Here is a 23,430-nt window from a genome sequence, read left to right as displayed (position 1 = left end):
CCGAACATGACAGGCGCTAGCTCGGCGGGCTGTGCAACCGGACCAACCGCGTGGTACTGCTCTCATCGAGGTCGACGAGCTCGGAGCGAGACCGCAGGAAGTCGCTGAACGATTTGAAGCCCAACGCCTTCTCGCTGAACGACGGGTCCATCCGCTTCATCTGGGCCTTGACCGCGGAATTATGGAGCCACTCGGTGTCGTCCTTTTCCTGGCTTATGCGCAGTGCCCGTTCGAGCAACCCGGTGGCGGCGGCCTGAGCATCGGCAAGTGGCTGTTCGTCGTCGGACTCGGGCGTGTCCTGCCGTCGGCCGCGTTTCTTATCATCGACGGATTGCACTGCAGCAGTGGGTATTCCGGGTAGTGCATCGTAGGTGACGAACTCGTCGCAGGCGGCGGCCAGCGATCGGCTGCTGGCACCGGCCACCCCGATCCCGACGACGTATCGGCCGAGGCGCTTGCACCGCTGCGCCAATGCGATGTAATCCGAATCGCCACCGACGATCACCACGTGCGTCAGATCGGGCAACCGGAACATATCCTCGACCGCGTCGACGGCTAGCCGGATGTCGGCGCCGTTCTTGCCGTAAGCGGCGGCCGGAAAGAGTTGAACGAGATCGACGGCGCGGCCGACCAGCTGACCGTGATAGGCGGCGTTGACGTCCGCGGACCAGTCCGCGTAGGCGCGGGTGAGCACGAGTGTGCCAAACGACGACGCGAAGTCGATGATGGCGCCGACGTCGACGGTCGCGGACTGCAGCCGGTCCGTCTCGAGCCCCTTGGCTTTGTCCTTCTGGAATGAGTTGCGCCCGTGCACCTGGTCGTACCGGGAGATCACGATGTTGTCGAAGTCGAGGTAGACCGCGACGCGGGTGGTGCCAGATTCGGTCATCCTGCGTTCACCCGTCCAGCGTTTCAATAGCAGCCATCCGGTCATGGTGCGCCACCGTGTCCGGCCCATCAAGCCCGGGCCGTGTAACGTACTGGTTGTCCAGACTTGAACCAAGCCCACGTCGTTTTGGTTCGGGAGGCCCTTCTTTTCGTCGCAATGATGGATCTGATGGGCTTCGCGGTCGGCGACGGCCGCCACTAACTCTTCGCCGAGGCTACGAATAGCCTTGGAGTGTAAATCAATTGGGCGCAGACAGCCGCCCAGCAATGTATCGCGATGAAGCCGTCGCGGGAGCGGTTCCGGTTGCCGACAGGCGCCGGCCGCACATACCGGCTGCGCCGCACAGCTTTGCCCTAACCGAAAGGAAAGTCATGGCGATCAGCAATATCGCCGCTTTCGCTCACCTGACCGGCGCCGAGATCGAGGCACTGGCCGCCGAGCTGGATGCGATCCGGGCGGACGTCGAGGAGTCCCTCGGCGAGCGCGATGCGCGTTACATCCGGCGCACCATCGCCGCACAGCGTGTTGTCGAGGCGGCCGGCCGACTGATGCTGGCCGGTAGTTCGAAACGCTTCGCGTGGTGGGCGGGAACGGTGACCCTCGCGTTGGCCAAGATCATCGAGAACATGGAGATCGGCCACAACGTCATGCACGGCCAGTGGAACTGGATGAACGACTCCGAGATCCACTCGTCAACGTGGGAGTGGGACATGATTGGCGTGTCGAAACACTGGCGGTCAACCCACAACTATCAGCACCACAAATACACCAACATCGTCGGGATGGACGACGATGTCGGCTACGCACTCCTGCGAGTCACTCGTGACCAGCCGTGGAAGCCGTACAACATCGGCAACCTGGTTTTCAACGCGGTTCTGGCGTTCGGATTCGAGTGGGGAATTGGCTTCCAGCCCATCGAATTCGGCAAATTGCTCAGGGCCGGCCCGGACCGTGATACGACCGCGCTGCAGATACGGGAGTCGGCGGTCAAGGCGGGGCGCCAGGCGGTCAAGGACTATCTCGCGTTCCCGGGGCTCACCTCGCTTTCGCCCGCGGCGAGCTACAAGTCGACGCTGAAGGCGAATCTCGTGGCCAATGTGATCCGCAACCTCTGGGCCGACGCGGTGATCTTCTGTGGGCATTTCCCGGATGGCGCAGAAAAGTTCACCAAGACCGACATGATCGGCGAGTCACGAGGGCACTGGTATCTGCGCCAGATGCTGGGCAGTGCCAATTTTGACGCCGGCCCAGTACTGCGGTTCATGAGTGGCAACCTGTGCTACCAAATCGAGCATCACTTGTACCCCGATCTGCCGAGCAACCGGTTGCGCGAGATTGCGGTGCGAGTGCGCGAGCTCTGCGACAGGTACGATTTGCCTTACACCACAGGCTCATTCCTGGTGCAATGCGGCGAGACCTGGCGCACCATCGCGAAATTGTCACTGCCGGACCGCTACTTGCGCGATACCGCCGACAACGCAGCGGAGACGCGCAGCGAGCGGATGTTCGCTGGACTGGCGCCGGGTTTCGCCGGCACCGATCCAGCGACCGGCCGTCGCCGCGGCCTCAAGACAGCGCTCGCAGTGGTCCGACGATGGCGTCGGCGTGCTGTGGTCGAACCCCAAGGGTTGACCGCGACAGTTGCCGGGCCGCCGGACTGGGACGAGATCCGTTCCGTCCCAAGGGGTGCTGCGCTGAAAGGTTAGACGGCGGTCACTTGCACGGCCTTGGGGCCTTTGGGCCCCTGGTTGACCTCGAATTGCACTCGTTGATTCTCCTCAAGGGAACGGTAACCGCCGCCCTGGATCTCGGAGTGATGGACGAACACATCGTTGGTGCCGTCGTCCGGTGCGATAAAGCCGAAGCCCTTGTCGCTGTTAAACCATTTCACAGTTCCCTGTGTCATTCTTTTTCTCTCTTTTCAACTGGCTGCAATGAGGATGCATCCATGATTCGGGTCCGGCCGTGGTGTGCGCAGGTAAAGCCGCACGTCAACAGCGGTCGGTGGAATTCGACGGGCTATCGATTCAACGATTTTTCGTCAGGGTTTGGGAGGAAGACTCAGCAGACATCACGGCCCTTCAATGGGGGCCTGTATGGTCCCAATTTTTCCAGTGTACGCCACGTTCGGGCCAGCGGCTTTCGCCGGCGTCCCGGCGCCCTAGCGCCCGGGCGTCCAATCCAGCGCTGACTCGGCGGCAGATGCGTTCAACGCACCACCAGAACTCACTGCGCGCCGAGGAGCCATTTGCCGTAACACACTGGCATTCTTCGGTTGTGCTGACGCCGCGACCTCACCGAGAAAGTCCTTCGCCTGGTCCCCCGAACAGGAAGGCGACAGGACAAAAAGAACGGCGTCGCGAGACCTGGTCCCCTTCAGATAAATGGTGTCGCTGAAAACCAGCCGGTAGGGGTCGAGTGAGACCGTTTCATTGCGGTGGATCACTCGCGACGGGGCGGGCAACCATGCGGTCGGGTCGTAGACGACTCGGCGCACCCGGTCCAGCCATAAGTTGAACACCGTAACGAGGTCGGGTAGCTCTGCGCTCAGGTCTAGGCTTTTCGGCCACCACACGCCGTCTACGGCGCCCTGCGTGAGGTCGCGTTCGCACAGTGTCAATCGGTTGGGGCTGGAGGGAACCGGCGAAACGTGCGCCACAGTGACGCTCCCGTCTACGAATTTTGTCATCGCAGACGGCTACCCGAGGAGGCAGTGCTCGACAAACCCACGACACCACGAGCATAACTCCCTCACGTCCATGGACAAGGCGCGAATCGCCGCAAGGTCGCGAGGTGTGCTCGGCACCGGTTTCCCGGCGTGACTTCGATTCCGGCTGCCGAATAGCGCTAATCGCTGGAAGTGATTGTCGCGCACAGCAATCCAGAACGAATGCCGGTCTCAGCGCAGTTGCGGATGCTCGCTCGGTGTCTGTTTCCCAGGTATCAGAGGATAGAAACCAGCTGATCGATCGAATCCCCGGGCAAGTCACCGTCGACGACGGCGGTCACCAGCAGCTTGGTGAGTGTGATCGCGCCCTTGTGGTTATCGAGGAACGCGGTGTCGGAGGCATCGCGGCCCGTGGCGATGCGGACCAAGGTTTGTCGCGGCGCTAACAGCGTCGCATCGACGACTCGCCACTGTCCCCGGACGAAAGCCTCGGCCACCGCATGGAAGTCCATGGGCGACAAGCCGGGTGCGTACACCGATACCAGGCGGGCGGGGACCTTGACCGCTCGAAGCAGTGCCACGACCAGGTGCGCGAAGTCGCGGCACACACCTTTGCCCGCCAGCAGCGTCTCCACCGCGCCGTCAATCGGATCGCTGGAGCCGGGCACATAGTTCAGCCTGGTACCCACCCACGAACTCACGTGCTCCAGCAGCGTTGCCGAATCGTGGTAATTACCGAATTCGGTTGCGGCAAAACCATAGAACTTGTCGGCCTCGGCATAGCGGCTGGGTCGCAGATACATCGACTGGTCGTATTCGGTCACCGGCGCGGGGCTGGTCTGGCCCACTACGGTTGCCGAGTAGTCGACCTTCAACGTGCCGGTCGCCGCATCGAACTTGTGGATACGGTTTCCGTGCACACCGCTGATTTCCAATGGGTGAACCTGTTCCCCGTTCAGGACGAAGCGCAGCGACTCGAAGACCTGCGCGAGTGGATGCGGTGCAACGGCGACTTGAAACTCCAACGTCGTGGCCGCAGTGATCTCGACTTCGAGTTCTACGCCCACGTCTCGTCTCATAAGCCAATACTGCGCCAGTGGCCATGGATGCGCCAATCGCGTCTGCCGCCGGTCAGGTCCTCCGGCGCGCTGTTCGCTTGCACCGCAACGGTTTAGCCGCGCATCCGTGTCGCCATGTCGTTGGCGATCTGCCGGGGTTGGTTGATGATTCCGGGCGCGCAGCCGTTGACGTCGAGAACCACATTGGAGACCGCGGACAGCACGTGCTGGCACGCCACCGGGCTGTTGGCCAACGTGTGCTGCAGGGCGATGTCCGGCGGATTGCCGCTGACCTCCCGGAAGGTCCACTCAGACGTGACCCCCTTGTTGACCTGGGTCACGGTTCGGCCGGCGCAGCTTCGCCAGGCATCGACCTGCGCCGCCACAAATGTCTGGGCCTGGTTGGCTGACGCGAAAATCACAGCGCCCTGCACCACGACGTAACCGGGGTCGCTCTGCGGCTTCTCCAGCAGCTGGGCAAGCATCGCGGTATAGCCGCTGCCTTTGTAGGTCTTGGTTTGAAAGCCGATGAGTGCTCCCAGGCATTTGTCATCCGACAATGTGCTGTCGGGGCCGTGGTCTGCCATCTCTGTGACGCTGTGGTCGACGATCATTCCGGTGGTGCCCATCAGAACGTTGACCAGGTCGATCGGCGCCAGGATTGAATTCAGTTGTGCGGGAGTAACTGTCGGTGCAGCGCTGGTAGGCGCGGTGGTCGGTGTCACGGTGGTGGTGACGGCGGTGGTGGTGCTGAGCGCGGTGTCGGGATGCGACGCGCCGGGCTTGCGCACGGCCGCCCAGATCCCGGTGCCGGCAACGGCCGCGACGACGACCGCGATCGCGGCGATCATCAGCCCCAGCCTGCGCTTGGGTGGCGGGGCCGGGGTCCAGGGTGGCGGGTTGGCGACCCAGGTCGGGGGCATGGTTGCCGGTTGGGTCCATGGTTGCGGCGGCGGGGCGAAGTGCTGGCTGTGGTGGATCAGGTCGGTCGCCCGGTCCTGGTCACGGGTGCTGAGCGCGTGCAAGGCGGCCTGCGCCAGATCGCCGGCGGTGACATACCGGTCCTCGGGGTTCTTGGCCATACCGCGGGCGATGACCCCGTCGAATGCTGCCGGGACTGCCGGGTTTCGCTGACTGGGCCGCGGGATCGGCTCCATCATGTGCGCGGCCATCAGGCTGCTGAGGCTGTCGGTCTGGAAAGGCGTTGCGCCCGTGAGGCATTCGTACAGCAGGCAGGCCAGTGCGTAGATGTCGACTCGGTAGGTGGGGTCCTGCTTGCCGAACCGCTCCGGTGCCATGTAGTTCCAACTGCCCACGGCGGCACCGGTTTTGGTGACCCGCTGATCGGTGGCAGCGGCGGCGATGCCGAAGTCGACCAGGTAGGCGAAGTCGCCCTCGGTGAGCAGAATGTTCTCCGGCTTGATGTCGCGATGGATGACACCCGAGCGGTGCGCGGCATCGAGCGCGGACGCGATTTGCTCGACGATGGCGACGGCGCGCGGCGGGGGCAGCGGCCCGCTGCGGCGCAGCACCGAGCCGACGTCCTCGCCCTCGATGAACCGCATGTCGATGAACAGCTGACCGTCGATCTCGCCGTAGTCGTGGATCGGCACGATGTGCGGTTCGGCCAGCCGTCCCGCGGTCTGCGCCTCCCGTTGCATGCGCCGGCGGAAGACGTCGTCGGAGCTCACTTGCGCGGACACCAGCTTCAGCGCCACCACCCGGTCTTTGACGGAGTCGTAGGCCTCGTAGACCTCGCCCATCCCGCCGCGGCCCAGCAGTCGGCGCAGCTGGTAGTGCCCGAACCGGCTACCAACGCGCGTTTCACTCATCGATGTCCCCCCGGCGTCAAGCCAACAGCCCTACTGCTCATCCGCGCGCATCGACTCCCGGATCTGTGCCAACCGTTCGGCCGCGGCGCGCTGGCGCTCCTCGTATTGCTCGTCGACGGGCGGGGATTCGGCGTCGAGTTCCGCGTCGCCCAGGGACGCCGCGTAGCGGGTTTCGATCTTCTCACGCACCGAGTCGAAGGTCGGTACACCCGCGCTGTCGTACCCGGGATCGGGTGCGGGGTTTGCTGGTTCGTCGGGCATGTTGCCACGCTACTGCGGCGTGGCTGCGTCCTGCCGCTGGCGCTCGAGATAACGCACCATTTGCTCCCAATAGACCAGGGTGAGCGACATTTGCAGGCTGGTGGCGACCGCCGCGAGCAGCAACCGATGGCGGCGGGCGGCTACCAGCGCGACCAGTGCCGTCACCGAGGTCAGCCCGCTGACCACGGTGGCACCGTCGAGGGGACGCCGGCTGATCCACAATTCCTCGCCGAGCATCGCCCGGGTCGACCAACCGTGCAGTTGCCGGGGCTTGCCGAAGACGAACGGATTGGCCGCCATCCACACCGCGAGCCAGACCGCGTGCCTGCGCCGCCGTGTCCAGGCCGGCACCAGGATCAACGGCGCGCTGGCCCAACGCGTCCACGCACTCCAGGGGTTGCAGTGCCGGGCGAACAGCGCCCGCCGCAGCCGCGCAATAGACGCCACCGGCAGTTACCTTGGCGCGGTGTTGGCGTGCTGGGCCGGGACCACCACCGGCGCGACCGGAGTCGCCTCGCCAGGCGACGTGCCGGGCAACGGAGCCCGCGGCACGCCGGGCGTGCCCAGCTGGCCGGCCAGCCACGGCAGCGCGGCCGCGAAGGCCCGATCGGCGAATGGCCAGTCGTGCCTACCCGGCTGGGGGAGCACCGCGCAGTCGATGCCATTGGCACGGCCGAGCGCACACAGTGAATAGGCGGCCGCGGTCTGGTCGCTCGGGTTGGCGGCGGCATCGCGCTGCGCCAGCCGCAGTGCCGCGGTGTCCGCGATCGCGTGCGTGGCAGGCCGGTCGTCCGACGAGATCGCGAACCAGCCGGACACGTCGTGATACCGGCCGTGCCGGTTGATCACCGTGCTCGGGTCGAACGACGCCCACGCGTCAGCGTTTCCGCCGAACAGCCGGCTGATGGTTTGCGCCTTGTTGCCGGCGTTGGGGAAGAAGTCGCCGGCGACGTCGACGAACGCGCTGAACATGTCCGGGTGCATGACGGTCAAGTCCACCGCGCAGGTGCCGCCCATGGACCAGCCCGTCACGCCCCAGTTGGCCCGGTCCCCGCTGACGCCGAAGCTGGTAACCATATAGGGGACAACATCTTTGGTGAGGTGATCGGCAGCGTTGCCGCGGATGCCGTTGACGCATTCGGTGTCGTTGTTGAAAGCCCCGCCGGAATCCACGAACACCAGCACCGGGGCTTGGCCGTGGTGGGCCGAGGCGAAGTCGTCGATCGTCTTGATCGCATTGCCCGCCCGCGTCCAGTCGGCCGGGGTATTGAACTGCCCGCCGATCATCATCACCGTCGGCAGCGCCGGCGGCGGGCTGGTCGCGAACCATTCGGGCGGCAGGTACACCAGCTCGCCGCGGTGCTTGAAGTGCGAGGCGGACGACGGGATCACCACCGGCACGACACTGCCGTGCGCCGGCCGAGTTCCCTTGGCGGCCATCGCGGTAACGGTCGCCCGATCGGTCTGGTCGGGCAGCGGGCCGGAGGTGAACTGACCCCACGCGGCCTGCACGGTGGGGAAGTAGCCCACCCACAGATTGAGCATCAGCGCGACGCACAGCAGGCACAGCGGTACCGAGACCAGCGCCGCGCCGCGCCGCCAGCCCGGAGCGCCGCGCCAGCCCAGCAGCAGCACCGCTGCGGCCATGCCGGCGACCGCGGTCCACAACCACAGCGCGGCCGGCGCGGGTTCCTCAGACAGACCCTGATCGACGACGTACCAATGCGTTCCGTACGCCACGGCAACACCGGTCGCGGCCGCCAGGGGCAGGCAGACCGTCCGCCAGCGCTGGGAACGCCAGCCGACAGCCAGCGTCAGCACCAGCGCGGTGACGACCTGGACCGTGAGCGGCACCCAGCCGTGCATCAGGGAAGTATGGCTACTTGCCAACAACTGTCCGGTGGCATCCGGCGCCGGCGGTGTCACGCGATCCATTGTGATCGATTGTTAACCATCCCGGAACATCTTCAACCGATGTTCCCGGCGCCGCCGTCGCGCAGGCCCCGATAACTGGGCTAATGCGGCTTGGCCAGCGGAAATGGCAGTGTCTCGCGGATGCTGCGTCCAGTTATGAGCATCACGAGCCGATCGATACCCATCCCGAGCCCGCCGGTGGGCGGCATCGCGTATTCCATGGCCTGCAGGAAGTCCTCGTCGAGCTCCATGGCTTCGGGGTCACCGCCGGCGGCCAGCAGCGACTGCGCAAGCAGCCGGCGGCGCTGCTCCACCGGATCGGTGAGCTCGCTGTAGGCGGTGCCCAGCTCGACACCCCAGGCCACCAGGTCCCACCGCTCGGCGACGCCGGGCTGGCTGCGGTGTGGCCGGGTCAGCGGTGACACCGACGTCGGAAAGTCGATGTAGAACGTCGGCGCCTCGGTCCTGCCCTCGACCAGGTGCTCGTAGAGCTCCAGCACCACTGCGCCGGCGTCCCAGTGATCCCGATACGGAATGCGGGCGCGGTCGGACAGCTTGCGCAACGCGCTCAGCGACGTGTTGGGGTTGATGCGTTCGCCGAGTGCGTCGGAGACCGCGTCGTGCACGGTCTTCACCGGCCACTCCCCGGAAATGTCGACCGGCTCGAGTCGGCCGTCGTCGTGCGGGTGCGGCCGCAGCACGGTCTGTGTGCCGTTGGCCGCCTCGGCGGCGTTCTGGATGAGCTCGCGGCAGCCGTCGATCCACACCCGGTAGTCGGCATGTGCCTGGTAGGCCTCCAGCAGCGTGAACTCTGGGTTGTGGCTGAAGTCGACACCTTCGTTACGGAAGGCCCGGCCCAGTTCGAACACTCGCTCCACGCCGCCGACGCACAACCGCTTCAGATACAGCTCGGGCGCGATGCGCAGAAACAGGTCCATGTCGTAGGTGTTGATATGCGTGACGAACGGGCGGGCCGCGGCCCCGCCGTGAATCGGCTGCAGGATCGGGGTTTCCACCTCGATGAAGTCCTTGGCGAACAACGTTTCCCGCACCGAACGCAGCACGCTGCTGCGGGCCATCACCAGATTGCGTGACTCGGCATTGACCGCCAGGTCGACATAGCGGGTGCGCACCCGCGCTTCCGGATCGGTCAGCCCTTTCCACTTATTGGGCAACGGCCGCAAGCACTTCCCGACCATTCGCCAGTCGCTGACGATCAATGAGCGGGTTCCGCGCTTGCTGAATCCCATGTGCCCGGTCATCTCGACCAGGTCGCCGAGGTCGATGGCCGCGGTGAAATCGGCGGTCCGGCCGGACTCCAGGCGCGAATTGTCCAGCAGCACTTGCATTTCGCCCGACCAGTCACGCAGTTCGGCGAACAGCACGCCGCCGAAGTCGCGGATTCGCAAGATCCGGCCCGCTACCGAAACCGTGTCCTGGTCGTCGCTGTCGAGGGCGCGCGCGATGGTGTGGCTGGGCGCAGATCCCACCGGGTAGGCGTCAATTCCATTGCGCTGCAGCGTTCTCAGCTTGGTTAGGCGGACCCGTACCTGTTCGGGTAGCCGTCGCCGGTACTCCTCGGAGTCGACTTCGTCGCCCCGCTTGAGCCCACTGACGTCGGGAGTCGATCCGTCTTCGTGCAGCAACCCCGATTCCGCGAGCCTGGCCGGCACGGCCGAGTGGTGCCCGGTGTGTACCTTGTCGCGCCGGCTGAACGGCAACACCAGGAAGCCTTCGGCCATGGCCGAGGCGACACCTACCCGCGGGATCAGCCGGGCGTCTTCGTAGCAGGCGTAGCGGGGAACCCATTCGGGTTGGTACTTCATGTTGGAGCGGTACAGCGTCTCCAGCTGCCACCATCGGGAGAAGAACAGCAGCAGCCCCCGCCACAGCCGCGCGATCGGGCCGGCGCCGAGTTGCGCGCCCTGCTCGAACGCCGATCGGAACATCGCGAAGTTCAGCGAAACACGGTTGATACCAAGCCCTTCGGCGTTCAGGGCAAGTTCGCTGACCATGAATTCGTTGGTGCCGTTGGGCGAGTTGGGGGAGCGGCGCATCACATCCAGGGAGACCCCGGTGCTTCCCCATGGCACCAGCGACAGCATCGCGACCACCTGCTCGTCCCGATCCAGTGCCTCGACCAGCAGGCACTCCCCGTCGGCGGGATCACCCAGTCGACCCAGCGCCATGGAAAACCCGCGCTCGGACTGGGTGTCGCGCCAGGCGTTGGCGCGTGCGATCGTCTCGGCCATCTCCTCGGCGCTGATGTCGCGGTGCCGGCGGATGCGGACCGTCAGCCCGGCCCGGCGGGCCCGCGTCACGGCCTGACGCACCCCGCGCATGTCCGGGCCGGACAGCTTGAAATCGGCGGTCCGCAGAATGGCCTCGTCGCCGAGCTCGAGCGCATTGAGGCCGCGCTCCCGATACGACTGGGCTCCTTGGGAACTGGCGCCCATCACGCCGGGTGCCCAGCCGTAGGTCTTGCACAGCCCCAGCCATGCCTCGACGGCTTGCGACCAGGCCCGGGGGTCACCGACCGGATCGCCACTGGCCAGGCAGACGCCCACCTCGACTCGGTAGGTGATCGCGGCGCGGCCGCTATGGGCGAACACCACCGACTTGTCGCGTCGGGTGGCGAAGTAGCCGAGTGAATCGTTCTTCCCGTACAGCTCGAGCAGTCCGCGGATCGCGGACTCGTCCTCGCCGGTGAGCGCGTTGTCGGCGCGCTGGGATTGGAACAGCACGATCGCCGCCGCGATCAGGGCGAGCGCGCCGAACAACCCGAAGATCGCATTGAGCAGAACATGCGGTTTGCCGGTGAACAGGTCGGGGTCGGCCAGCGCGAACCCCACGACCCGGTTGGCCACGTAGCCCAGCCGATCCTGCCGGGCCAGCGATCCGGGAAAGAGCTCGACCAGACCCCAGGACAACAGGATTCCGATCACGTCCCCGACGACCAGGACGGCGGCCGCTTTGAACAGCGCCGCCCGGCGCACCTTGGCCCAGAACTCCCGATAACTCAACAGCAGCAGGACGATCACGACGATATGCATCGCGAACCCGAGGTTCTCGCCGAACGTTTCGGCGGCGGTGTTGTCGCCGGCGGCGATGTCGGCGGCATTCCAGAATGCGGCCAGCACCATTTGGCCGAGCAGCACCCACCATGCGATGCGTTTGCGGGCGGTCAGCGCCGCCGCCAGCAGCGCCAGCACGAACGACCACGCGATGCTGGTGTCCGGGAAGTTGAACAGGTAGTCGTTGATGAATTCCCGCGGGCCCTTGATCAACCACCGGATCAGGGGTGACACGCTGCCGATCAGGGACAGGGTGGCGATGACGCCGACGGTCCAGCCGGCCGCCGCCGGTACCCACCGGTACCGGGAATTCGACCGGCTGCCCGAACGAGGCCCCGAAGCAGCAGAAGCGAGAGTCACAGACCGCGAGGATAAGCCTTTAAACCGTGAAATGCCTGGCGAAGCGCCAATCAGGTCGAGACTAGTTATCGGTCTCGGGCCCGGCGCGATCGCTCGGTTCCGGACGCCCGCCCGGGGTGGTCTCCGGCAGCTGAAATGCAGGGAGACGCCCGATGGCTGCTAGACTTGCTCCGCGACCATCCCGGCTTTGGCCTGGGACAGTTAAGTGGAGTCCCACTCCCACCGCTAGCCGCGAAGTATTTCAAGGCGTAGCGGTCCGGTCACCGGCACCGCAAGGTGCCTGTTTCGCGCACGGCGCGAACGGCCTGAATGCGTTTCGGCCGTGATCGGTCGGCATTGGGCCCTGCTTCTGCAGGGCTTTTTTGCTGATGGTGTGGCGTTTCCACCACTGAATCCCGACGGGCCCGAGTCACCGGTCGTTGCGAGACGACGAAAAGCCCAACAAGGGAGGCCCCATCAGCACTGAGACCCGCGTCAACGAGCGCATCCGCGTACCTGAAGTCCGACTGATCGGCCCAGGGGGGGAGCAGGTAGGCATCGTGCGCATCGAAGACGCATTGCGCGTCGCCGCGGACGCCGATCTCGACCTCGTCGAAGTCGCCCCGAACGCCAGGCCGCCGGTCTGCAAGATCATGGACTACGGCAAGTTCAAGTACGAGGCGGCGCAAAAGGCGCGCGAATCCCGCCGGAACCAACAGCAGACCGTGGTCAAAGAGCAAAAGCTGCGACCCAAGATCGACGATCACGATTACGAGACCAAGAAGGGCCACGTAATCCGCTTCCTGGAGGCGGGATCGAAGGTGAAGGTCACCATCATGTTCCGCGGACGCGAGCAGTCCAGGCCCGAGCTGGGCTACCGATTGCTGCAGCGTCTGGGCGCGGACGTCGCCGAGTACGGATTCGTCGAAACGTCGGCCAAGCAGGACGGCCGCAACATGACGATGGTGCTGGCACCGCACCGCGGCGCGAAAACCCGTGCCAAAGCGCAGCACCCGGATGACCCGAGACCCGCGCCGGAGCCGGCCGCCGACGAGACCGGCGACGACGCAGCTGCACCGAACTGACCTGACAGCCAAACCGCGAACACAGTAAGAACCAGAGGAAACATGCCCAAGGCCAAGTCCCACAGCGGGGCGAGCAAGCGATTCCGGCGTACCGGGACCGGCAAGATCGTCCGCCAGAAAGTCAATCGTCGACACCTGCTCGAGCACAAGCCGAGCAAGCGCACCCGGCGGCTCGACGGCCGCACCGAGGTTGCGGCCAACGACACCAAGCGTGTCAACGCGATGCTGAACGGCTGACCTCAGCCACACCGAGAGCCGGCCGGGCAGACACCGAACCCGGCACGGCACCTAAGACCAGTTACGTCTGAACGAGAGTAGGAACATCCATGGCACGCGTGAAGCGGGCAGTCAACGCCCACAAGAAGAGGCGCAGCGTCCTGACGGCCTCGAAAGGCTATCGCGGCCAGCGGTCACGGCTCTACCGCAAAGCCAAAGAGCAGCAACTGCATTCGTTGCAGTACGCGTACCGCGACCGCCGCGCCCGCAAGGGTGAGTTCCGCAAGCTGTGGATCTCGCGGATCAACGCGGCGGCCCGCGCCAACGACATCACCTACAACCGGCTGATCCATGGCCTCAAGGCCGCCGGCGTGGAAGTCGACCGCAAAAACCTTGCCGACATCGCGATCACCGATCCGGCCGCGTTCACCGCGCTGGTCGATGTCGCCCGGGCGGCATTGCCCAAGGACGTCAACGCGCCCTCCGGAGAAGCTGCTTAACCCCGGTGCTCACCGAGCGCTCGGCCCGGGTGGCCGCGGCGGTCAAATTGCATCGCCACATCGTGCGGCGACGGGCGAACCAGTTCCTGGCCGAAGGCCAAAATCTGGTTGAGGCCGCGTCGTCGCGCGGCTTGGTCCGCGAGGTGTTCGTCACCGAACTGGCCGCGCAGCGGCACGCGACCCTGCTGGCCGCCCAGCAAGGTCCGGTCCACGTGGTCACCGATCGTGCCGCAAAAGCCTTGTCCGACACCGTTACTCCGGCGGGGCTGGTCGCGGTCTGCGACATGCCGGCAACCGGACTGCAGCAGGCGCTGGCCGGCTCACCGCGGCTGGTCGCCGTTGCCGTCGAGATCAGCGAGCCGGGCAACGCGGGCACGCTGATCCGTCTCGCCGACGCCATGGGCGCTGCGGCGGTGATTCTCGCGGGGCACAGCGTCGACCCCTACAACGGCAAGTGCCTGCGTGCGTCGGCCGGCAGCATCTTCTCGCTTCCGGTCGTCGCCGCCCCTGATGTCGACGCGGTGCTGGGCGCGGTGCGCGCCGCCGGACTCCAGGCGCTGGCCACCACCGTCGACGGCGGGACGCGGCTGGACGAGGCCGACGAGCTGCTGAGCAGGCCGACGGCATGGCTGTTCGGCCCCGAATCGCACGGCTTGCCCGAGGAGATCACCGACCAGGCGGACCATCGCGTGCGCATCCCGATGTCGGGCGGCGCCGAGAGCCTGAATGTGGCTGCCGCCGCAGCGATTTGCCTGTACCAGAGCGCCCAGGCGTTGGGCGTGCTGCAGGGTTTCTAAGCGGCCCTTTTGCGCCCACCGGCGGGGCGCAGCCCGGCCAGCGAGAGCGTGGTGTGCACCAGCGACCCGGCCCGCTCGATCAGCGATTTAGTGCGAAGGGAACCCGGGGGGCAATAGTGCATCGGCAGCCCGCGGCGGTCCCGTGGCGGCGCCATGAACTCGGGTGCCTCGACCAGCGGCGCATCGAGCGGAACCCGGCCCTCGGCGCGGCGGTAGGCGGCCAGCGCCCGCGGATGCAGCCGGATCTCGTCGGGCACCGCCAGGAACGCCAGCGCGATCAGCTTGCCGAACACCCGCAGCAGGATTTCGTCGCCCGGCGTCCAGCGCATGCCCGCCTTCTCGCGCACCGCCGGCTCGAATAACCCGGCCGCGATCCAGCGCTGCCCGGCGACCAACGGCTTGAAGATCTGGTCCCAGATCGGCGTGGGCATCAGGACGAACTTCGGCTTCGGGATGCGGATCCGGAAGATGTCCAGGGTCGCCTGATTGATCTCCAGCTCGTCGCGGCAGACCCGGTCCCAGTACTCCTGAAATTCCTCCCAGGACCCCGGCACCGGCCGCATGCTCATGCCGTACATCCGGTACCACTGCACGTGCTCGTCGAACAGCTGGCGCTTCTCGGCCTCGGTCAGGCCGCCGCAAAAGTATTCGGCGACCTTGACGATGAGCATGAAGAAGGTGGCGTGCGCCCAGTAGAAGGTCTCCGGGTTCAGTGCATGGTAGCGACGACCTTCGGCATCAATCCCCTTGATGGTGTCGTGGTAGTGCTTGATCTGCTCGCCCGTCAGGGGCGCGCGATCGCCGTCGTAGACCACGCCCATGATCGGGTACACCGACCGGGCCACCCGCTGCAGCGGCTCGCGCAGCAGGATCGAATGCTCCTCGACGCCAGCGCCGAGCTGCGGGTACATGTTCTGGATCGCCCCGATCCAGACGCCCATCATCCCGGTGCGCAGGTCGCCAAAGTACTTCCAGGTAAGGGAATCTGGCCCAAGAGGATCAGCGGGTGTGGTCGATGCGGTTGTCATCACGACCTCCTACTTGCGCAGTGAGCTCACGATAACTCTGACAACGCGTGTTGTCCGCGTTTCGGCGCGCGCCACGCGAAGCCGTTACCGAGATTCCACGCACGCGTGGCAGCGTCGTGATCAGTCAGTTTGATGCGATGTGTGACACAAACCGGACAGGCGTCATTGCCCGGCTTCCCCGAAACTACTTACCCTTGCCAGGTGGAACTCGCGCCGCGCGATCCGGATCCGGGCGAGTCCTATGAAGAGGACTCGGATTCGGTGACGACGGTGACGCCTCCCGGCTCCACCTTTTCCTCGGGACGACCTCCGGTGTCGAAAGACACCGCGATCCAGTGGTGGCAGACCGCCAATCGCAGCCCGGGCGCGGTGGCCTTCATCCGGCGGGCGCGGCGGATGTTGCCGGGCGATCCCGAATTCGGCGATCCGCTGTCGACGGCGGGCGATGGCGGCCCGCGGGCGGCGGCCCGCGCCGCCGATCGGCTGCTGGGGGATCGCGACGCGGTGTCGCGCGAAGTCAGTCTCGGCGTGCTGCAGGTCTGGCAGGCACTGACCGAAGCGGTGTCGCGCCGGCCGGCGAAGCCGGAGGTGACGCTCGTCTTCACCGACCTGGTCGGCTTCTCGACGTGGTCGCTGCAGGCCGGTGACGATGCGGCGCTCACGTTGTTGCGCCAGGTGGCCCGCGCGGTGGAGCCGCCGTTGCTCGATGCCGGCGGCCACATCGTCAAGCGGATGGGCGACGGCATCATGGCGGTGTTCCGGCGTCCAGACGTCGCGGTGCGGGCCGTGGTCGAGGCCGATGCCGCGATGCGGGAGGTCGAGGTGGGTGGCTATCGCCCCCGGATGCGGGTCGGGATCCACACCGGGCGGCCGCAGCGGCTGGCCGCCGATTGGCTCGGTGTCGACGTCAATATCGCCGCTCGCGTGATGGATCGTGCCACCAAGGGCGGCATCATGATCTCGGGTGCGGCGCTGGATCTGATCCCGCAGAACGAGCTGGACGCCTTGGGTGTCGTCGCTAAACGCGCACGTAAATCCATGTTTACGCCCAAGACCCCGGGCATCCCGCCGGACTTGGCGATATACCGCCTGGAATACTATTAGCGAAGTCACAGCGTCCCATCACGAGGACGAAACAATTTAGCCCTCATAATGGATTCAATGCTTGGGGGATTCCTTTCCCGGCTCGGCCGGATCCGTTTCACCGTGGGGTATGCCGCGGTGCTGCTTGCCGTGAGCTGCGCCATCCTGATGCTCGGCCAGCATGCGCACGACGTCATCGTCGCGCGTGCCAGCACCAACCTGCACAATCTGGCGCACGGACACATCGGCACCCTGCTGGGCAGCGCGCTGGTCGTCGACGCCGGTCCGCTGTGGTTCTGGTTGCCGTTCCTGACCTGCCTGCTGGCGCTGGCTGAGCTGCATCTGCAGACCATCCGGTTGGTGATCGCGTTCGTAGTCGGTCACATCGGCGCGACGTTGGTGGTGGCCGCCGCGCTCGCCTCCGCGGTCGAGTTCGGCTGGCTGCCGATTTCGATCTCGCGGGCCAGCGACGTCGGGATGAGCTATGGCGCCCTGGCGGTGCTCGGCGCGATGACGGCCGCGATACCGCAGCGGTGGCGTCCGGCGTGGATCGGCTGGTGGATCTCGGCGGGCCTGGCCTCGGCGATCATCGGTGCCGACTTCACCGACGCGGGGCACACCGTCGCCGTGATCCTGGGCGTGCTGGTGTCGGCCCGGTTCCGTCAACCGATCCGCTGGACGCCGGTGCTGATCGCGATGCTGGTGGCGTCGTCCGGGTTCGGCTTCCTGGTCCTGGCTCACCATTGGGGAACGATGGCCGCGGCTCCGGTCGTCGGGTCCCTCGGCGCCTTCGTGGCGTACAAGCTCGCCCAGCTCAGGGCGTCGCGCAACACAGCGCCGGTCTCGGCGGCAGACGCCGGAGAAGCGCCCACCGCGCTGCAGCCGGCCCTGGTCGGCTAATCCATCGCTGCCCGGCGAAGCGCGTTCAATTCACCAGGCTCGGTCACATATGATCGGCACTCGACCCGTGCCTGTTTTTCAGCACCGCGCGCTGGCAATACGGGCAGCCCCTACCGCCTCGTCAGCAAGGAGAGTGTCGCCGCGTGGGTGATCAACCCGTCGACCTGTCGCCGGAAGCGTTGGCCGAGGCCGTCGATGCCGCCCGCGGGGCTTTGGCCGGCGCCGGCAGTCTGGAAGCGCTGGCGCAGATCAAGACCGAGCACCTCGGCGACCGTTCGCCGATCGCACTGGCGAGACAGTCGCTGGGCGCGCTGCCCAAGGAGGAGCGCTCCGAGGCCGGCAAGCGCGTCAACACCGCTCGCGGCGAGGTGCAAAGTGCCTACGACGAACGGCTGGCGGTGCTGCGTGCCGAGCGCGACGCGGCCGTGCTGGTCGCCGAAAGCATCGACGTCACACTGCCCTCGACCCGCCAACCTCCCGGCGCCCGGCACCCGATCACGATCCTGGCCGAACACGTCGCGGACACCTTCATCGCGATGGGGTGGGAACTGGCCGAGGGGCCCGAGGTCGAAACCGAGCAGTTCAACTTCGACGCCCTGAACTTCCCGCCCGACCACCCGGCGCGCAGCGAGCAGGACACCTTCTACGTCGCGCCGGATGATTCCCGCCAGCTGCTGCGCACCCATACCTCGCCTGTTCAGGTGCGCACGCTGCTAGAGCGCGAACTACCGGTCTACATCGTCTCGATCGGCCGCACCTTCCGCACCGACGAACTCGACTCCACCCACACGCCGGTGTTCCACCAAGTCGAGGGCCTCGCCGTGGACCGCGGCCTGTCGATGGCGCACCTGCGCGGGACCCTGGATGCGTTCGCGCGCGCGGAGTTCGGCCCCGAGGCGCGCACCCGGATCCGGCCGCACTTCTTCCCGTTCACCGAGCCCTCCGCCGAGGTCGACGTGTGGTTCGTCGGCAAGAAGGGGGGTGCCGGCTGGGTCGAATGGGGCGGCTGCGGCATGGTTCATCCAAATGTGTTGCGCGCCGCCGGGATTGATCCCGAGGTCTACTCGGGCTTCGCATTCGGGATGGGCCTGGAGCGCACCCTGCAGTTCCGCAACGGCATCCCCGACATGCGCGACATGGTCGAAGGTGACATCCGGTTCTCGCTGCCGTTCGGGGTGGGGCTGTAATGCGTATTCCGTATAGCTGGCTGCGTGAGGTGGTTGCCGCTGGGGCGCCGGGCTGGGATGTCGCCGCCGCCGATCTCGAGCAGACGCTGGTGCGCATCGGCCACGAGGTCGAGGAAGTCCTCACCCTGGGCCCGGTCGAAGGTCCATTGACCGTGGGCCGGGTGACCGCGATCGAGGAGCTCACCGAATTCAAGAAGCCGATCCGCGCTTGCCTGGTCGATGTCGGCGAGGGTGATGATCGTGGAATCATCTGCGGCGCAACCAACTTCGCAGTGGGTGATCTGGTGCTGGTGGCGCTGCCCGGCACCACGCTGCCCGGCGGGTTCGCGATCACCGCCCGCAAAACCTACGGCCGTAGCTCCGATGGAATGATCTGCTCGGCGTCCGAACTCGGCTTGGGCTCAGACCATTCCGGAATTCTGGTGCTGCCGCCGGGAACCGCCGAACCCGGTGCCGGCGGCGCCGAGGTGCTCGGGCTGGACGACGTGGTCTTCAACCTGGCCATCACGCCGGACCGCGGCTACTGCATGTCGGTGCGCGGCCTGGCCCGCGAGATCGCCTGCGCCTACGACCTGAATTTCGTCGACCCGGCATCCGAAAGCGCCGTCAAGCCACTGCCGGCCGACGGCGAGGCGTGGCCGCTGACCGTGCAGGCCGAGACCGGTGTGCAGCGGTTCGCGCTGCGCCCGGTCACCGGCATCGATCCGGCCGCGGTCTCACCATGGTGGCTGCAGCGCCGGCTGTTGCTGTCCGGCATCCGCGCGATGTCCCCGGCCGTGGACGTGACGAACTACGTGATGCTCGAACTTGGCCACCCGATGCACGCCCACGACCGCAACCGCATCACCGGGGGCTTCAAGGTGCGCTTCGCTCAGCCCGGCGAGACCGTCGTCACGCTGGATGACATTGAGCGCAAACTCGATCCGGCTGATGTGCTGATCGTCGACGACGTCGCGACGACGGCGATCGGCGGCGTGATGGGCGCGGCGAGCACCGAGGTGCGCGACGACTCCACCGACGTGCTGTTGGAAGCCGCGGTGTGGGATCCGGCCGCCATTTCGCGCACCCAGCGGCGACTGCACCTGCCAAGCGAGGCCGCGCGTCGCTACGAGCGCGCCGTCGACCCGGCCATTTCGGTGGCCGCGTTGGACCGCTGTGCTGCGCTGCTGGCCGACATCACCGGCGCAGAAGTATCGCCGACCCTGACCGATTGGCGCGGGGATCCGCCCCGCGACGACTGGTCGCAGCCGGCGATCTCGATTGCCGCCGACCTGCCGGACCGTTTCGCCGGTGTGGCGTACGCCGCGGGTACGACGACCCGGCGGTTGGCCCAAATCGGTGCCGCGGTAACCGAAAACGGTGACACGCTGATCGTGACCCCGCCGAGCTGGCGGCCCGACCTGCTGCAGCCTGCCGACCTCGTCGAGGAGGTGCTGCGGCTCGAGGGCCTCGAGGTCATTCCGTCGCTGCTGCCGCCGGCGCCGGCCGGGCGCGGCCTGACGCGGGTGCAAAAGCGCCGCCGCGCGATCGGGAAGTCGCTCGCGCAGTCCGGGTATGTCGAGATCCTGCCGACCCCGTTCTTGCCGGCCGGTGTGTTCGACCTGTGGGGCCTACCGGCCGACGATCCGCGGCGCACCGCGACACGGGTGCTCAACCCGCTAGACGCCGACCGCCCGGAGCTGGCCACCACGCTGCTGCCGGGATTACTGGAAGCGTTGGGGCGCAACGTATCCCGGGGCCTGGTCGACGTAGCGCTGTATGCGATCGCGCAGGTGGTGCGGCCGACCGAGCAGACCCGCGGCGTCGAGTTGATCCCGGTCCACCGCCGGCCCACCGACGCCGAGATCGCGACGCTGGACACATCGCTGCCCCGCCAGCCCCAGCACGTCGCCGCGGTGCTGGCCGGGCTGCGCGAACCCCGGGGCCCGTGGGGCCCCGGCCGCGCCGCCGACGCCGCCGACGCCCTGGAGGCGGTGCGAATCATCGCGCGCGCCAGCGGAATCGACGTCACCTTGCGTGCGGCGCAGTACCTGCCATGGCATCCCGGCCGCTGCGCCGAGGTTGTCGTCGCCGACACCGTCATCGGCCACGCGGGTCAACTGCATCCGGCGGTCATCGAGCGGTCGGGGCTGCCGAAGGGGACCTGCGCCCTGGAGCTCGACCTCGACGCGCTGCCGATCAGCGAGCTGTTGCCGGCGCCCAGGGTGTCACCGTTCCCGGCCGTCTTCCAGGACGTCAGCCTGGTGGTGGCCGCCGACGTACCGGCCCAGGCGGTGGCCGACGCGGTGCGCGAGGGAGCCGGCGAGCTGCTGGAAGACATGCAGCTGTTCGACGTGTTCACCGGCCCGCAGATCGGCGAGAATCGCAAGTCGCTGACCTTCGCGCTGCGGTTCCGCGCCCCGGACCGCACGCTGACCGAGGACGACGCCAGCGCGGCCCGCGACGCCGCGGTGCGCCGCGCCGCCGAGGCCGTCGGCGCCGAAATGCGCGCCTAGGCTTCAGCTTTGGCTGACGGCCGCCCGCAGTTGCTCGCCGGGTAGTCGCCACAACACGGTGCCCGGGGCGGCGGTGGCGGTGGCCGCGCGGGTCGCGCCTGGCCGCAACACGGCGACCTCGCCGAAGATCCGGCCCGGGCCCAGCGCGCGAATGCGTTCGCCGGCCCGCTCGAAATCGACGCGCCCGTCGACGATGAAGTACGCGTCGCGGGCGGGGTCGTTCTCGCCGAAGACGACGGTGGCGGTGTCATATCCCTCGGTGGTCGCCGAGGCCGCCAGGTCGCGGATGGTCTCTGCGGGCAGCGCGGCCAGCAGTGGTGCACTCGCCAGCGCGGCGTCGCGGCCGTTCGCGGTCGCGGGCATGTTCGCTTGTCGCTCGGCGGACGCCGCGTCGATGGTCTGACCCGTCGGGTCAAAGCCGGTCAGCACCGTCAGGAACGCCCGTCGCGGGAGCACCCACAGCCGGCACCCCGACGTCGCGCGCACGGTAGCGCTGCGGGTGGTGTCGTGCAGCAGGGCGAGCTCGCCGAAGAAATCGCCCGCGGTCAGCGAGCGGACGTGGCGCCCGTCGACGCATACGTCGAGGGTGCCGGACTCCACGATGTAGAAGGAGTCGCCGTACTCACCTTGGTAAGTGACGACCTCGCCGCCGCCGACCTCTTCGCGGTAGATCTGAGTGGCGATCCGTTCCCGCAACACGTTGGTCAGCGGAGCGAACAGTTCGATCTCGTCGAGGGCACCCACCCGCTCACGGGTCGCCGCGACCCTGGCGTCGGTGCGCAGCAACGAGCGCGCGACCGCCAGCATGGCCAACACCGTCAGCACGGCCAGGGCCAGCAGGCTGATGCGCAACGACCAGCCCTGGGTCACGCGTGTGGTGGCCCACGCGCCCGCGGCCATCGCGAACTGGCTCAGGCCTTCCACCGCGCCCAGCACCCGCCCACCCGCGGACAGCGGGATCAGACTTTGGATCTGCACCTGGCCAGCCATCATCACCAGGGCACTCCCGGCGCCGAACGCGACGGTGGAGGCCAGCACGACGGCATAGTGCGGGGCGGCCGCCATCAGCGTCAGCGCGAGGGCCATGACGGCCCCGGCGACGACGAACCACGGGCCCAGCCGGCGCTTGCCGATCGCACCGAGTCCCAACCCGCCGAGCAATCCGCCGCCGGCGATCAGGGCGGTCAGCACGCCGGGACCGGCCTTGCCCCAGTGCAGGAGGTCGATCGCCAACGGCACGACGAAAACTTCGCTCGCGGCCAGCATCAGGAACGCCAGCGCAGTCATGACGACGATCGAACGCACGTGGGGTCCGGCGACGGTGCGGACCCCTTTGGCGGTTTCGCTCAGCGCATGCCGGGGACCGTTGCCGGTGGCGCCGTGCAGGCGCTCCGCGAGGTCCACCCGCACGGCCATCACCGCGGCCACGGCACCCAGCGCGAAGACGGCGGAGACGCTGAGCGCCGCGGCGGGTGACGTGGACGCCAGCATCAGGCCGCCCGTGACCGGCCCGATCAGGATGCCCATCTTGTCGGTGGTGCCCAGTGCCGCATGCGCGCGAACCAGGTCCTGGGGTCGCTGGGTGATGGACGGCAGCAGCGCCGCGGTCGTCGGCCGCACGAACATGGTGGTGGTGCCCTCGACCCCGATCACCGCGACCAGGATGGACACCGCCGGGAAGAATGCCGCCGAGATCGCCGTGACCACAATCGAGACCAAGCGCATCGCAAACACCCCGGTGAGGATGCGTTCGTGGGGGTACTTGTCGATGACGTAGCCCAGCGTCGGCGACAGCAGCGCGGCCGGCAGCACGGCGGCGACGCTGATGGCCCCGACCGCGCCCACCCCGGAGAGGGTGAACGCGTACACCGTCGTGACGGTGTACCACATCCACTCGGCGACCGTCGCCAGCAAGCGCCCCACCACGAGCCGGCGCAGCTTGGGGTTCCGCGACACGGACTCCGGGGTCGGCAGGCGCACCCATCCCAGATACCCGCGCCGAGTAACGCCAACGTTCACGACAAGCGAAGACGAGACGCGAGTTGCAGGCCCCGCGACGAGGCAACGACCGGTTGTCGTGCCCGAACCCATGGCAGCTGAGTAT

At 67.1% G+C, this 23,430-nt stretch carries 20 protein-coding genes; 9 read left to right on the top strand and 11 right to left on the bottom strand.

Going from position 1 to position 23,430, the window contains the following annotated elements:
• Positions 1 to 16: 16 nt before the first annotated feature.
• The gene (locus ACAG21_RS21370; protein WP_370498394.1) at positions 17 to 889 is read right to left on the bottom strand and encodes an NYN domain-containing protein; all 873 of its coding nucleotides are present in this window, start codon (positions 887 to 889) and stop codon (positions 17 to 19) included.
• Between the two features lie 371 nt (positions 890 to 1,260).
• Between ACAG21_RS21370 and ACAG21_RS21365 the strand changes: the two genes are divergently transcribed.
• Positions 1,261 to 2,595 (top strand): fatty acid desaturase, encoded by a 1,335-nt coding sequence (locus ACAG21_RS21365; RefSeq protein ID WP_370498266.1) that lies wholly within the window; start codon positions 1,261 to 1,263, stop codon positions 2,593 to 2,595.
• Here ACAG21_RS21365 and ACAG21_RS21360 read toward each other — a convergent pair.
• The 8 genes from ACAG21_RS21360 to lysX form a co-directional block, all read right to left on the bottom strand.
• Entirely contained in the window at positions 2,592 to 2,795 is a 204-nt protein-coding gene (locus ACAG21_RS21360; RefSeq protein ID WP_370498265.1) for a cold-shock protein, read from the bottom strand. The genes ACAG21_RS21365 and ACAG21_RS21360 overlap by 4 nt on opposite strands.
• Positions 2,796 to 3,050: 255 nt before the next feature.
• Complete coding sequence (locus tag ACAG21_RS21355) at positions 3,051 to 3,578, bottom strand: DUF5994 family protein (protein ID WP_370498264.1); 528 nt, start codon at positions 3,576 to 3,578, stop codon at positions 3,051 to 3,053.
• A gap of 254 nt (positions 3,579 to 3,832) precedes the next feature.
• Positions 3,833 to 4,636: a transglutaminase family protein gene (locus ACAG21_RS21350; protein WP_370498263.1), complete on the bottom strand. Its 804-nt coding sequence runs from the start codon at positions 4,634 to 4,636 to the stop codon at positions 3,833 to 3,835.
• 92 nt (positions 4,637 to 4,728) lie between these two features.
• Positions 4,729 to 6,447 carry a serine/threonine-protein kinase PknH/PknJ gene (locus ACAG21_RS21345; RefSeq protein ID WP_370498262.1) on the bottom strand — a complete coding sequence of 573 codons (1,719 nt, stop codon included), beginning with the start codon at positions 6,445 to 6,447 and terminating at the stop codon, positions 4,729 to 4,731.
• A gap of 30 nt (positions 6,448 to 6,477) precedes the next feature.
• Positions 6,478 to 6,708 (bottom strand): hypothetical protein, encoded by a 231-nt coding sequence (locus tag ACAG21_RS21340; RefSeq protein ID WP_370498261.1) that lies wholly within the window; start codon positions 6,706 to 6,708, stop codon positions 6,478 to 6,480.
• Positions 6,709 to 6,717: 9 nt separating this feature from the next.
• Positions 6,718 to 7,155 (bottom strand): DUF6653 family protein, encoded by a 438-nt coding sequence (locus ACAG21_RS21335; RefSeq protein WP_370498260.1) that lies wholly within the window; start codon positions 7,153 to 7,155, stop codon positions 6,718 to 6,720.
• A 6-nt stretch (positions 7,156 to 7,161) separates the two neighbouring features.
• Positions 7,162 to 8,574 carry an alpha/beta hydrolase gene (locus ACAG21_RS21330; RefSeq protein ID WP_370498393.1) on the bottom strand — a complete coding sequence of 471 codons (1,413 nt, stop codon included), beginning with the start codon at positions 8,572 to 8,574 and terminating at the stop codon, positions 7,162 to 7,164.
• Positions 8,575 to 8,723: 149 nt separating this feature from the next.
• Positions 8,724 to 12,056 carry a bifunctional lysylphosphatidylglycerol synthetase/lysine--tRNA ligase LysX gene (gene lysX / locus ACAG21_RS21325; protein WP_370498259.1) on the bottom strand — a complete coding sequence of 1,111 codons (3,333 nt, stop codon included), beginning with the start codon at positions 12,054 to 12,056 and terminating at the stop codon, positions 8,724 to 8,726.
• A gap of 455 nt (positions 12,057 to 12,511) precedes the next feature.
• Between lysX and infC the strand changes: the two genes are divergently transcribed.
• The 4 genes from infC to ACAG21_RS21305 all read left to right on the top strand — a co-directional run bounded on the left by infC (position 12,512) and on the right by ACAG21_RS21305 (position 14,633).
• Entirely contained in the window at positions 12,512 to 13,120 is a 609-nt protein-coding gene (gene infC / locus ACAG21_RS21320; RefSeq protein ID WP_370498392.1) for a translation initiation factor IF-3, read from the top strand.
• A 42-nt stretch (positions 13,121 to 13,162) separates the two neighbouring features.
• Entirely contained in the window at positions 13,163 to 13,357 is a 195-nt protein-coding gene (rpmI, locus tag ACAG21_RS21315; RefSeq protein WP_090601731.1) for a 50S ribosomal protein L35, read from the top strand.
• 89 nt (positions 13,358 to 13,446) lie between these two features.
• Positions 13,447 to 13,836, top strand: a complete 390-nt coding sequence (gene rplT / locus ACAG21_RS21310; protein ID WP_370498258.1) for a 50S ribosomal protein L20 — start codon at positions 13,447 to 13,449, stop codon at positions 13,834 to 13,836.
• Positions 13,837 to 13,841: 5 nt separating this feature from the next.
• Positions 13,842 to 14,633, top strand: a complete 792-nt coding sequence (locus ACAG21_RS21305; protein ID WP_370498257.1) for a TrmH family RNA methyltransferase — start codon at positions 13,842 to 13,844, stop codon at positions 14,631 to 14,633.
• Here ACAG21_RS21305 and ACAG21_RS21300 read toward each other — a convergent pair.
• Positions 14,630 to 15,661 carry an oxygenase MpaB family protein gene (locus ACAG21_RS21300; protein ID WP_370498256.1) on the bottom strand — a complete coding sequence of 344 codons (1,032 nt, stop codon included), beginning with the start codon at positions 15,659 to 15,661 and terminating at the stop codon, positions 14,630 to 14,632. The two genes, ACAG21_RS21305 and ACAG21_RS21300, sit on opposite strands and share 4 nt — an antisense overlap.
• 201 nt (positions 15,662 to 15,862) lie before the next feature.
• Between ACAG21_RS21300 and ACAG21_RS21295 the strand changes: the two genes are divergently transcribed.
• From ACAG21_RS21295 to pheT, 4 genes are all read left to right on the top strand, one after another.
• Complete coding sequence (locus tag ACAG21_RS21295) at positions 15,863 to 16,765, top strand: adenylate/guanylate cyclase domain-containing protein (protein WP_370498255.1); 903 nt, start codon at positions 15,863 to 15,865, stop codon at positions 16,763 to 16,765.
• A gap of 57 nt (positions 16,766 to 16,822) precedes the next feature.
• Positions 16,823 to 17,644: a rhomboid-like protein gene (locus ACAG21_RS21290; protein WP_370498254.1), complete on the top strand. Its 822-nt coding sequence runs from the start codon at positions 16,823 to 16,825 to the stop codon at positions 17,642 to 17,644.
• 143 nt (positions 17,645 to 17,787) lie between these two features.
• The gene (gene pheS, locus ACAG21_RS21285; RefSeq protein ID WP_370498253.1) at positions 17,788 to 18,831 is read left to right on the top strand and encodes a phenylalanine--tRNA ligase subunit alpha; all 1,044 of its coding nucleotides are present in this window, start codon (positions 17,788 to 17,790) and stop codon (positions 18,829 to 18,831) included.
• Positions 18,831 to 21,326, top strand: a complete 2,496-nt coding sequence (gene pheT / locus ACAG21_RS21280; RefSeq protein WP_370498252.1) for a phenylalanine--tRNA ligase subunit beta — start codon at positions 18,831 to 18,833, stop codon at positions 21,324 to 21,326. Before pheS ends, pheT begins: the two co-directional genes overlap by 1 nt.
• Before the next feature lie 3 nt (positions 21,327 to 21,329).
• On the opposite strand, the gene ACAG21_RS21275 is transcribed toward pheT, so the two are convergent.
• Positions 21,330 to 23,282, bottom strand: coding sequence for an MFS transporter (locus ACAG21_RS21275; RefSeq protein WP_370498251.1), 1,953 nt, complete (start codon positions 23,280 to 23,282; stop codon positions 21,330 to 21,332).
• Positions 23,283 to 23,430 lie beyond the last annotated feature (148 nt).

The organism is Mycobacterium sp. pR1184, assembly GCF_041287235.1.
Classification (GTDB): Bacteria; Actinomycetota; Actinomycetes; order Mycobacteriales; family Mycobacteriaceae; genus Mycobacterium.
The sequence above is the reverse complement of the archived record's forward strand: the minus strand, read 5'-3'. Positions and strand labels throughout refer to the sequence as shown.

Bases quoted from the DNA above. Each gene is read 5' to 3' on its own strand.
- ACAG21_RS21355 (WP_370498264.1), bottom strand. From the start codon at position 3,578: ATGACAAAATTCGTAGACGGGAGCGTCACTGTGGCGCACGTTTCGCCG.
- rplT (WP_370498258.1), top strand. From the start codon at position 13,447: ATGGCACGCGTGAAGCGGGCAGTCAACGCCCACAAGAAGAGGCGCAGC.
- pheT (WP_370498252.1), top strand. From the start codon at position 18,831: ATGCGTATTCCGTATAGCTGGCTGCGTGAGGTGGTTGCCGCTGGGGCG.
- ACAG21_RS21340 (WP_370498261.1), bottom strand. From the start codon at position 6,708: ATGCCCGACGAACCAGCAAACCCCGCACCCGATCCCGGGTACGACAGC.
- ACAG21_RS21365 (WP_370498266.1), top strand. From the start codon at position 1,261: ATGGCGATCAGCAATATCGCCGCTTTCGCTCACCTGACCGGCGCCGAG.
- ACAG21_RS21330 (WP_370498393.1), bottom strand. From the start codon at position 8,574: ATGCACGGCTGGGTGCCGCTCACGGTCCAGGTCGTCACCGCGCTGGTG.
- ACAG21_RS21360 (WP_370498265.1), bottom strand. From the start codon at position 2,795: ATGACACAGGGAACTGTGAAATGGTTTAACAGCGACAAGGGCTTCGGC.
- ACAG21_RS21350 (WP_370498263.1), bottom strand. From the start codon at position 4,636: ATGAGACGAGACGTGGGCGTAGAACTCGAAGTCGAGATCACTGCGGCC.
- rpmI (WP_090601731.1), top strand. From the start codon at position 13,163: ATGCCCAAGGCCAAGTCCCACAGCGGGGCGAGCAAGCGATTCCGGCGT.
- ACAG21_RS21300 (WP_370498256.1), bottom strand. From the start codon at position 15,661: ATGACAACCGCATCGACCACACCCGCTGATCCTCTTGGGCCAGATTCC.
- ACAG21_RS21370 (WP_370498394.1), bottom strand. From the start codon at position 889: ATGACCGAATCTGGCACCACCCGCGTCGCGGTCTACCTCGACTTCGAC.
- ACAG21_RS21345 (WP_370498262.1), bottom strand. From the start codon at position 6,447: ATGAGTGAAACGCGCGTTGGTAGCCGGTTCGGGCACTACCAGCTGCGC.
- ACAG21_RS21290 (WP_370498254.1), top strand. From the start codon at position 16,823: ATGCTTGGGGGATTCCTTTCCCGGCTCGGCCGGATCCGTTTCACCGTG.